Source organism: Blautia sp. AF34-10, from assembly GCF_003477865.1.
In the GTDB taxonomy this organism is placed as follows: Bacteria; Bacillota; Clostridia; order Lachnospirales; family Lachnospiraceae; genus Fusicatenibacter; species Fusicatenibacter saccharivorans.
In genome coordinates, this window is the sequence record NZ_QUED01000040.1 from 1 (window position 1) to 10,746 (window position 10,746).

Genomic DNA, 10,746 nt, shown 5'->3' on the forward strand with positions numbered 1-10,746 from the left:
TATATACACATTATTTATACAAGATGACACCATCTCCGATGCCAAAAAGAAAAATCTGGCTTCTCTGTACAAACCAGCCAGCTCACGTCTGCTTTTTCTTGCAAAGCTGATTTCTTTTGGCATGGAGCGACAATTTATCAAACGTGATACTAAAAATCAAAAATTAATTGCCGGAGGTGCCCTGTCACCCATTGTGCTGGATTATATTATGGACAGTGAGGTTCCGAAACCATGCCGTCATTTTATCGGAAGAGATAAAGAACTGGAAGAATTATATACCATGCTTGAAGAAAACCGTCATGTTTTTCTTTGCGGAATTGCCGGTATTGGAAAAAGCGAACTTGCCAAAGCCTACGCAAAACATTACAAAGAGCATTACACTAACATTCTATATGTAGAATATACCGGCAATCTTCATCAGGATATTACTGACATGGATTTTATTGACGATCTGCCGGAAAGCACTGAACAGGAACGGTTTCAAAGACATAACCGTTTTCTGCGTTCCCTGAAATCTGATACTCTGTTGATCATAGATAATTTTAATGTCACTGCTACACAAGACAGCTTTCTGTCAGTAGTATTAAAATATCGCTGCCAGATTTTGTTTACAACCAGAAGCAGACTGGATGAATACTGTACTCTGCCATTAAAAGAAATATCAGATATGAACGCTCTCTTCCAACTGGCATCAGTATTTTATTCAGAGGCAGACACGTACCGGGCAACAGTTGAAAAAATCATCGAAACTGTTCACTCTCATACTTTTGCCGTGGAACTGGCAGCAAAACTTCTGGAAAATGGAATCTCGACTCCAGACCAGTTATTAACAAGACTTCAGGCGGAAAAAGCATCTTTCCATAACGAAGATAAAATTAAAATAATCAAAGATGGACAAAGCAGCAAAGCCACCTATTACAATCATATCCATACGCTGTTTTCTCTATACACTTTATCTCTTAAACAGCAGGATATCATGTGTAATCTATGCTTTCTTCCTTCCACCGGTATTTCTGCCCGTATATTTGCCAAATGGCTGGAACTGCCCACACTAAATGAAATCAACGATTTAATTGAGACTGGTTTCGTTCAGACAACAACACGTCGCACACTCTCTCTGCATCCGATGATTCAGGAAATCACTCTTTCAGAGACAAAACCATCTGTAAGTAGTTGCCACACATTGCTGGATTCTTTACAGCACATATGTTTAATGCATGGAATGGAAGTAGATTATTATAAAAAGCTATTTCAAACAATAGGAAATATCTTAGATCTGATTGAAAAAGATGATATGCCAAAGTATCTGCTTTTTTTGGAAAATGCATTTCCATACATGGATAACTATAACTATCACAAAGGTATGAAGGAAATCATTCAGGAACTGAAGGTACTGTTAAAGACAAAAAGCATTGGCACCGACTCTGACCGGGCGTTATTACTGGATTTTCAGGCAGCCCTTGAAACCCAACCTGAAAAAGCAATAAAACTGGAAAAAAATGCACTTGCCCAGATAGAAAATATCACTGCTGACAATGCTCGCCTCGTTTCTAACCTTCATGCCAATCTCGGAGGACTTTACCGCATGAACGGTTATCCCGATCTTGCAAGAGAACACATGGAAAAAAGCATCTCACTGCTTGACCAATTTAACCTGCTTCATATAAATGACAGCATACCTCAGATTGCCAATTATGCAATGTTCCTGACAGAACAGCAGGAACCCGAAAGAGGAATCTCCGAATTGCAAAAATTATCCGGTATCATCAAGGAATACCATTCCGATGAATGTCTGGATTATGCCAAAGTACAGGAAAACCTTGCAACCATTTATCTGATGACCGCCAATCTTTCACAAGCCAAAACACATTTTAAAAAAGCTTTCAAAATATATGAAAAGATCTGGCTGATGAGCCTGAAATGATTGAAGCAAAATATCGGGAGATTCAGGAGTTATATCCACAGATTGGATTTTCCATTGGAAAAACTCTATCTGGTCTTTTAACATAATACGTGCAATTTAAGGCGGGCAACTTGCCCGCCTTAAATCTTTAAATTATGCTTTGATTTTTCCAGAAAATATTTTACTTACTTTGTTTTTCATGAGTATGAATACAATTTTTACTTATTTCCGTATCTGCGAAAACTCTTATAAATAAAAGGCAGTAAGGCTATTGCCATCACGGTATACATTACCATTACAAGCGGAATTTGTCGAAATACACAATTCCCAATCTGATAAATAAGTGGGACTTTTACACTTGCCTGTACATTTGTCAAAATTGTTGGTATCAAATTGAAAAGCGTTGTATACCCAGAAAGTGCCCGTCCTATAAATGGCAATAAGCAATATAAAAAGAACGGAATGCAAACAGCGACACTAATTGTATGCATTTTAGCCGCTACTAACATAGACACTGAAGCCGCCAGCATACTGGCTATAAATCCACATACAACTGTCAACAAATAGTATTGTCCATATGACATAATGTAAATACTATATGCCTGATACATTTGATAGGGTGTATTCATACCACTGGTTCCCATAATTCCAAAGCAAATCACACTAAGTAATATAATTCCCATACAATAAATCATAACTGTCGTAACTATTCCTGCCAGTATTTTTGTTTTAACAGCTTTTGTACGTCCATACTTTGTAGAGAAAAATACTGCATCTGCTTTTGTCTGAAAATCATCTGCAAATATTCCAGCACAAATAAAACCAACTATGATTGCCAGAATAATAGAATACGTTTCTACATACATAATCATAGTATCCCATGAACTATAAGATTCGTATTCTACTGGTAATTTTATTTCATTATATTTCTTTTCCAAGTATTTTTTCTGAACAGCAGTCTTTCCATATTCTTCTGCCATCTTTTTCATATTTTTATGATAAGTGTTATAGAACTCTTGTATATTTTCTTCTGTAATTTGATTCAGAACACTTTCATCATATTCTGCATCCGGTGTTAATACCGATATTATAAAACCCCTAATATCATCTATCGGTTGTAATGTCGTTCCGTAAATCGCATTTTCTTCTGAGGATTGTGTCACCGCATTTTTATTTTGTTCTATAACTTTTCCAAGTTCATCTTCTGTCAATGTACCTTTCCATGCTCGTCTGTTATCTGTAAGTTTTCTTGTTGCCATAATTCCAGTACTAGCATTTCCATTCTCATCCACATAGCGATTACTTGTAACTGCAAATCCGCTAAAAATGACAGCAAGTATCAATGCCAATCCGATTGCAAATACATTAATTTTCTTTGAAAAAATTCGTTTTAATTCTAATTTAAGCATCTTATTTTTCCTCCGATTTTTCTCCAAAATAAAATAGAAATGCATCTTCCAGATTTTTTTCTACAGCCACAGCATCTTCTGTTGGCTTTTCTATTGAAATAATTCTAGCTCTGCTCCGGTTTTTGTTGTTTTTATATTTCCAACCAAATATTCATTCATATATTTGTCTATCATACTTCTCGAAACATTACATTGCCATACCTTTTCTTTCATAGAAGATACTAAATCTTCCGCAGTACCTGCATAAAAAAGTTCTCCATCTTTCATTAACATAATGTTATTCGCAATGTACTCAATATCCGATACAATATGTGTAGACAAGAGCACCAAACGTTCTTCCGACAATTCACTAATTAAATTACGAAAACGTATTCTTTCATTCGGGTCTAATCCAGCGGTAGGTTCGTCCAGGACAAGAATTTGCGGATCGTTTAACATCGCCTGTGCTATTCCTACACGTCTAACCATTCCTCCAGACAAATTCTTCATTTTTCTTTTACTGAATTTTTCCATTCCTACTTGATTTAATAATTGCTTCACTTTTTTTCTGGCAAACGGCATTTTTAACCCTTTTATAGAAGAAATGTACATCATATAATCATATACGGTCAAATCTGGATAATATCCAAAATCCTGTGGTAAATATCCCAGAACTTCTCGGTATTCACCTCCTAGTTTCCATATATCTTTACCATTCCATAATATTTGTCCTTCTGATGGTTGAACAATCGTACAAAGCATACGCATTAATGTGGTCTTTCCTGCTCCATTTACTCCAAGCAGTCCATAAATTCCTTTTTCCATAACACAATTCACTTTATTAACAGCATTTACTTCTCCGTATTGTTTTGTTACATTTTTAAATTCTAATTTCATACGTGTAATCCTCCAAAATTTTTTCATCAAATACTAATGACTTCTGAACACAAAAAACAAAATATACAAAAGTCAATATCAGCATAGCCACCCATACCGGAGTTACAATTTTCTGATAAATAACATCATTTGCAACAATCATCATCCATAAACCAACCCATACCAGACAAGAAAGCACTGCTATATATTCTGCTTTTTCCCATCTGCTGTACAATACACGAAAACATATACAACATGAAACATTTACCGGAAGCAAAAAATTAACCACCAAATCACTTAACGAGAGTATTGTTGTTTGATATGTAATTGCCAAAAACACCATAACGATCACCAGATCCACTACTCCAAACATTAACATTCTTGCTGTACAAATCTGACGCAGTGTGTAATAAGACGCCTGCTCAATCTCAATCGCACCATTTCTTCTGTTTTTCCAAATTTCCGGGATAATCAGAACCACAAATATTGTGGCAGATATTCCCATAATCCTCATCATATCTTTTATGTCTGACGTATAATTACTCAACCATATCCATAGACACATAAGAACACAACCTTGTAAAATCCACCATCTTTTTTTTATGAATTTTGTCTGCTCATACAAAAATTCAAAATAAGATGTTCTATGCGATTGTTTCGATAAAACCGACTCTGACAAAATATTCTGACATGCTTTTACTGTTTTGTTCTCTGCTTCAGCCCTTACATACTTTTCTTCAATCTCCTCTTTATATTCCTTTATTTGTTGCTTATAATTCTTCATCTTTTTTCACCTCCAACTCTTTCATTAAAAGTTCTTTTGCTCTTCCGATTCGATATTTTACAAGAGAAAGTTTGATATGAAGTAATTCTGCAATTTCTCTTTGCTTCAATTCCTGAAAAAAATATAAACTGCCGTTTCTCTAATTTCTTCCGGTAACTTTCTCACTGCCTGTTCAATAGTTAATCGGACTCCTAGCTCTTCTACATGATTTTTACTACAGTCCTCTGATTTTAGCAGTTCCTCTGATGGAATATCTTTTTTCTTTTTGTAATAATTTTTAACGGTATTTCCGGCAATTGTATAAAGATAATTCTTAACTTTTCCATATTCTTTATATCTATATAAATTGGAAAAGAAACGTGTAAACACTTCTTGTGTCAAATCCTCTGCCTCATATGGATCATTGATATGTAGCAAACAATATTGATATATACTTGAGTAATATTTTTTGACCAGTTTTTCACACGCATCTTCATCTCCTGCTCTTGCTAGATGTACTAACAAAGAATCAGTTTTGTATTCCATTCGCAAATTTGCTCCCTCTGTTTTCTAAATAATATAACAATCCTACTATAAAAAAAGTTAGGATTCTTTTGTTTATATTTATATTTTTCTAAAAAGGCGCATGGATTCATCAAATCCATACGCCTAATTTACATATTGTTATTATTCTTTCCGAATCCTTTCAACAATGCTTTCCCGACTCATCTTTTCAAACTGATACTTTGGTATCACATACGCAATCCCAACCAAAATTGGAATCATAAGCACACATGGCACGATTGTAAGATGCAGCCGGAAGAAAAATGCCGTACCGAGCGTATTTACTAAAATCTGCTTTGCTCCAAATACAATTAGCAATACTGCAATCACAAATGCGCCTCCCAAATATAGGAATCCCTCAGTCACTAGCATTTTCGATACCTGTTTTTTCGTCATTCCCACAACTTCCAAAAGTGCCAGTTCTTTTTTTCTGCTGATTACAGAGGTTGCTGTTGTATTAAAGAAATTCATAATACCAATAAAAGCTAAAATAACAACAAGAAAACTACCGATCATATAATATTTACTGACATACCGCTGAAAGCTCTCTTTCATGTCCAATACAGAAAACACGTTGATCATATCATTTTCTTTCAAAATATTTTTATCAATGTATTCTTTTATCTGCTTGTCCTCGCCCTTCTTTGCATCAATGGCAGCATACATGGCTGATTCATTTCCTGTCTGGGTGATATACTCCTCTTCGGGAACCAATACCGTGATATAGATACAGTCCGCATACGGATAATCCAATGCATATGGCATCAGTGCTTCTCCGATGACTTCGTAATCTTTTTGGTTTCCATTTTTGTAATCCATCTGAAAAATACCCCCAGTCTGATAATAAGAAACCGGACGCTCTGCATATTTATTACCATAATCTACAAGCACATAATTTCCGCTTTTAAATGTATCCCAAGAGCATTTTTCCCCTCTCCATTCTAATTTGTCAAACACCGACTCGCTGATTCCGAGAAAATGAACACTTACTGTATTGGAAGCCTTTGCCTCTTCCCAAACCTGTTTTTCATAATCGTTCCAGTTTTTTTCATATTTATCTGCGAATGCTTCCCATGTTTTCAGAAGTTCCGGCTCCATCTTGTGGGTTTCCTCAGAATAATACACATATCCTGTCTTAGCACTATCAGGACATTCGTCCAGAATCTCTTTGATTTCAGGTGTAATACCGTTGAAATTCGTATTTAACAAACTTCCCGTCATCTGATCCAGTTGAAAATCGGAAGCTAAAAGCACTTTTCGGTAAGAATCAAAATCATATCCCTGCACCAGCATCACGATACAGTTGACAACCACCATAGAAAGAGCGATAGAAAGCATAACAATCAATCCCTTTTTCCAATTTCGTAACACATTTTGAACTGCCATTCCCCACCAGGTTACAGAAGTATTCTTTTTTATTTTCCTATGTGACTGCTCTCCCTCTGCCAAACGCAGAGCTTCCACAGGAGATACCCTTTCCACCATTTTACAAGCCTGCAGACTAGAGAGATACACCGTTAAAAGTGTCAAAAGCGCTGCTGCAAGAAAAATCAAAGGATTTGCTGATACTACTGTCTGAGCAGTCTGTCCTGCCTGTGCACTAATTTCAGCATCTGCTGTCAAGGACGGAGCCATACAAAGACCTGCAAGATAACCACAAAGCAATCCGATTGGAATACCAATAGCTGATAATCTCCACGCCTGCATACGTACAATTTTTTTCAACTGCTTTCCCGTTGTTCCCACGTTCTTTAACAATCCGTAAGCCCGGATATCAGTTTTCACAGAAATGTTAAAGATATTATAAATAATCAGGTATCCAGCTAATATAACAAATAGAATCATTATAATTAAGGAAGAAAATGAAAATGAATCCTCTTCAAAGAGATTATATGCCGGATTGACTTCCATTCCTGTCCCAGCTCTCGTAAATCCCGCTGCTTTAGATATCTTTTCCGTTTTCTTTTCCAGATTCCAAAGGTTCTTGTACCAGAGAAAATACTCTTTTCCTCCATTGTAGATACCATTTTCTAATTCTTCCTGCGTAACGGGATAACGATTCTCCTTTGCATAGGCTTCGGATACCCAGACCATCTGACCTAAAACAGCTTTGTCTCCTTGCCAGAATCCACATATCTTAAACGTATCTGTCTTATATTGTTTCAGCATGGGATTTACTTCCCAGGTCAGCGTTACTTCTTCCCCAATCTTTGGTGTAACTCCCAGAGATTCCAATACCATGCTGCTAAGTGCTACTTCATTTTCTTTCTCCGGCAGTCTTCCTGTGGTTGGCAGACAATTAAAACTTTCTGCCGTATTTTCATCTGCATATCGGACCTCTACGGAAAAACCAAACCTTTCGTCCATTCCAGCTCCCAGAAAAATACCGGAACCATATCGCTTAACATCTTCACTCTGTTCGATTGTTTGCTGCAATCGCTTTGCATCTTCTTCTGACAGATTCTGTGCACTGGCATGGGCAGAATCCATAAACTGCTTAATTTCCGTTGCTCTTTTGGAAAGAATCATAGATACACTTCCCACAAAGAGACTTGTGAATAAAAGGGAAGTCAGAATGATTGCAATAACGGCAATAACATTCCTGGCGCGATTCATTTTCATAAAACGACTCGTTAATAATCGTAACGTCTCTTTATTCTCTACTTTTACCATAAAATCGCCCCCTGCTATACCACACCACTGTCTGAAACAATTTTTCCGTCTTCTATCTGTAAAATCCGGTCTGCCATCTGGGCAATCTCTTCATTATGGGTAATCATAACGATGGTTTGGTGAAAACGCTTACTGGTTACTTTCAGAAGCCCTAATACATCCTGACTTGTCTTCGAATCCAAATTTCCAGTCGGTTCGTCAGCGAGCAAAATGGCAGGTTTTGCAGCTAAAGCCCTCGCAATTGCCACTCTCTGCTGCTGTCCGCCGGATAGAGCACTTGGCAGATTTTCCAATTTTGTTCGAATACCAAGTGTATCAATGATTTCATCTACATATTTCTTTTCAATCTTTTTTCCATCCAGCTTCACGGGAAGAATAATATTCTCCCATACATTCAACATCGGAACCAGATTATACTGTTGAAATACGAAACCAATATTCCTGCGTCGGAAAATGGTAAGCTCTTCATCTGTCATATGGCTTAAGTTCTGTCCATCCACAATTACCTGCCCAGATGTTGGATTATCTAATCCTCCAATGATATGAAGCATCGTAGACTTTCCGCTCCCGGAAGTTCCAACAATCGCTACAAACTCCCCCTTTTCCACTTCTAAATTTACACCATCAAGGGCTTTGACTTCTGTTTCTCCTTGTCCATATATTTTTTGTAAATCTACCGTTTTTAATATATTCATGTCTTCCTCCCTGTCTTATATTTTAAAAAAGCCTGTATTGCTCTTTACAATACAGACTTTATCACAACAATGTCTCTATCCGGTTTCTGAAATATCACAGTTTTGATACTATTCCTTTTTTGATATCGGGAGAAACACAGAAAAGATAGAGCCCTTTCCTCTCTCTGATGTCACTTTTATATACCCTTTTTGTGCCTGAATAATCTCTCTTGCAAGGAATAAGCCAATTCCTACTCCTGGCTGGTCTGCCACTGACAGACTCCGATAAAACCTTCCAAATATCTTTGGTATTTCTTCTTTTTCTATTCCAATGCCATCATCAATAATATCAATCTTTACAAAGAAAGAATTCTGCTCAGCTTTTACCTGAACATTTCCCCCACATGCTGTGTATTTAATCGCATTATCTACAATATTTCCGAGTGCCTCCACAGTCCATTTTGGATCACATAGAACATGCAAATCCGTGTCACATAGGCTCAGAGTAATATTCTTCTCCCTTGCTTTCACGCTAACCTGCTGCTGTATGGATTCAAGCATCTGTGTAATAGTAGTATCCTCCGAATGTACTGCGATAATTCCACTCTCCATCCGTGATAATTTGACCAATGATTGTATCAGGAAATCTAATTTCTCTGTCTGCTCCAAAATGGTATCTATCTCCTCCTGATTTTCATGATTTGTTTCAGAGAGTATTTCACCATAAATTTTCAAATTTGAAATAGGAGTCAACGTCTGATGCGCAATGTCGGAAATAAGTTTCTGTATCACTTCTTTTTGTTCCTGTTGGTTCTTTCTTGCCAGAAAGCTACTGTCTAAATGTTGTTTCATGCTGTTTTCAAGAGCAGAGTACTTTTCTTCTGATATTTCTGTCCGTTCCAGTTCTCCATCTATAGCACAATCCAGCATTTGCTGCAGCCGGTTCAAAAGCTTTTTTTCTTTCTGATAAAAAATGCTATGCCAGAAGATTCCACTTAAAACAAATATTCCTACAATCAATATAATTATTTCTATCATCCATTCACCGCCCAGGTATAACCAATTCCATAAACCGTTTTGATATATTTAGGCTTCTGCGTATCATCTTCTAATTTGTCTCTGAGACGTTTAACTGCAACAGTCAGAGCATGAGCATCCACAAACTCTGTATCTCCTTGCCATACCTCGTCAATCAGGTATTCTCGCTTCACTACTTTTCCTCTGTTTTCGCACAGCACTTTCAAGAGTTTTTGTTCTGTCTTACTCAGTTCAATAAGTTCTCCATTTTTGAAAAATTCCATTTTATCGAAATAGAACTCGAATCCATCAAACTCCATAGAATTCTTAACTACTGCATCTTTATTTCTAAGCTGCACAGACACTCTTGCACGCAAAACCATCAAACTAAACGGTTTCGTAATATAATCATTTGCCCCAGCGTCCAATCCTGTTACGATATCTACTTCCATGTTATTTACTGTAAGCAGGATAATCGGCACCTGACTGTTTTTCCTTATTTCTCTTACAAAATCAATCCCATTCCCATCCGGCAAGTTCACATCTAATAAAACCAATGTGATATCTTCCTTTTTCAAGATTTCTCTAGCCTCCTGCAAAGTCTGGCACTGATAAAAGAAATAGGAATCATTCTTCAATGCGAGACGTATTCCATCATTTAATTTTTTGTCATCTTCAACAATCAGTAAGTTTTCACTCATATTTTCTCTGCTTTCTTTCAAATTACGCTAATTGTATCATTGCCAGTTTTATAAATCAAATTATTAAATCAAAATCTCAATCTCCGATCTCATCCGGACGGAGAACCCGCACATACATGAAAATATTCTTCAGATGTTCCACCAGACTGTCTGCCTGTTCCTGTGTCATCTGAACATCCTTAGAAGG

At 36.7% G+C, this 10,746-nt stretch carries 6 protein-coding genes and 3 pseudogenes; 1 reads left to right on the top strand and 8 read right to left on the bottom strand.

What is annotated here, in order from left to right; all coding sequences use genetic code 11:
* A pseudogene (locus DWZ60_RS15935) lies at positions 1-2,010 on the top strand (tetratricopeptide repeat protein); the annotation flags it as partial.
* Between the two features lie 111 nt (positions 2,011-2,121).
* On the opposite strand, the gene DWZ60_RS15940 reads toward DWZ60_RS15935, so the two are convergent.
* The 8 genes and pseudogenes from DWZ60_RS15940 to DWZ60_RS15975 all read right to left on the bottom strand — a co-directional run bounded on the left by DWZ60_RS15940 (position 2,122) and on the right by DWZ60_RS15975 (position 10,559).
* A complete protein-coding gene (locus DWZ60_RS15940) occupies positions 2,122-3,312 on the bottom strand; it encodes an ABC transporter permease (protein ID WP_055265598.1) in 1,191 nt (396 codons plus the stop codon).
* Position 3,313: 1 nt separating this feature from the next.
* Positions 3,314-4,188: pseudogene (locus DWZ60_RS15945) on the bottom strand (ABC transporter ATP-binding protein).
* On the bottom strand, positions 4,172-4,951 hold the full coding sequence (locus DWZ60_RS15950; protein WP_118666808.1) for a hypothetical protein: 780 nt from the start codon (positions 4,949-4,951) through the stop codon (positions 4,172-4,174). Before DWZ60_RS15950 ends, DWZ60_RS15945 begins: the two are co-directional and overlap by 17 nt.
* Positions 4,938-5,476, bottom strand: a pseudogene (locus DWZ60_RS15955) (RNA polymerase sigma factor). The gene DWZ60_RS15950 and the pseudogene DWZ60_RS15955 overlap by 14 nt, the downstream one beginning before the upstream one ends.
* A gap of 141 nt (positions 5,477-5,617) precedes the next feature.
* Entirely contained in the window at positions 5,618-7,405 is a 1,788-nt protein-coding gene (locus tag DWZ60_RS15960) for an ABC transporter permease (RefSeq protein WP_243037563.1), read from the bottom strand.
* A 776-nt stretch (positions 7,406-8,181) separates the two neighbouring features.
* A complete protein-coding gene (locus tag DWZ60_RS15965) occupies positions 8,182-8,862 on the bottom strand; it encodes an ABC transporter ATP-binding protein (protein ID WP_055265588.1) in 681 nt (226 codons plus the stop codon).
* Between the two features lie 108 nt (positions 8,863-8,970).
* Positions 8,971-9,879 carry a sensor histidine kinase gene (locus tag DWZ60_RS15970; protein ID WP_055265586.1) on the bottom strand — a complete coding sequence of 303 codons (909 nt, stop codon included), beginning with the start codon at positions 9,877-9,879 and terminating at the stop codon, positions 8,971-8,973.
* Positions 9,876-10,559 (bottom strand): response regulator transcription factor, encoded by a 684-nt coding sequence (locus DWZ60_RS15975; protein ID WP_055265584.1) that lies wholly within the window; start codon positions 10,557-10,559, stop codon positions 9,876-9,878. Before DWZ60_RS15975 ends, DWZ60_RS15970 begins: the two co-directional genes overlap by 4 nt.
* Positions 10,560-10,746 lie beyond the last annotated feature (187 nt).

What these genes read in the sequence shown, in the direction of transcription:
- DWZ60_RS15940 (WP_055265598.1), bottom strand. Translation starts at nt 3,312, where the DNA reads ATGCTTAAATTAGAATTAAAACGAATTTTTTCAAAGAAAATTAATGTA.
- DWZ60_RS15950 (WP_118666808.1), bottom strand. Translation starts at nt 4,951, where the DNA reads ATGAAGAATTATAAGCAACAAATAAAGGAATATAAAGAGGAGATTGAA.
- DWZ60_RS15960 (WP_243037563.1), bottom strand. Translation starts at nt 7,405, where the DNA reads ATGGAAGTCAATCCGGCATATAATCTCTTTGAAGAGGATTCATTTTCA.
- DWZ60_RS15965 (WP_055265588.1), bottom strand. Translation starts at nt 8,862, where the DNA reads ATGAATATATTAAAAACGGTAGATTTACAAAAAATATATGGACAAGGA.
- DWZ60_RS15970 (WP_055265586.1), bottom strand. Translation starts at nt 9,879, where the DNA reads ATGATAGAAATAATTATATTGATTGTAGGAATATTTGTTTTAAGTGGA.
- DWZ60_RS15975 (WP_055265584.1), bottom strand. Translation starts at nt 10,559, where the DNA reads ATGAGTGAAAACTTACTGATTGTTGAAGATGACAAAAAATTAAATGAT.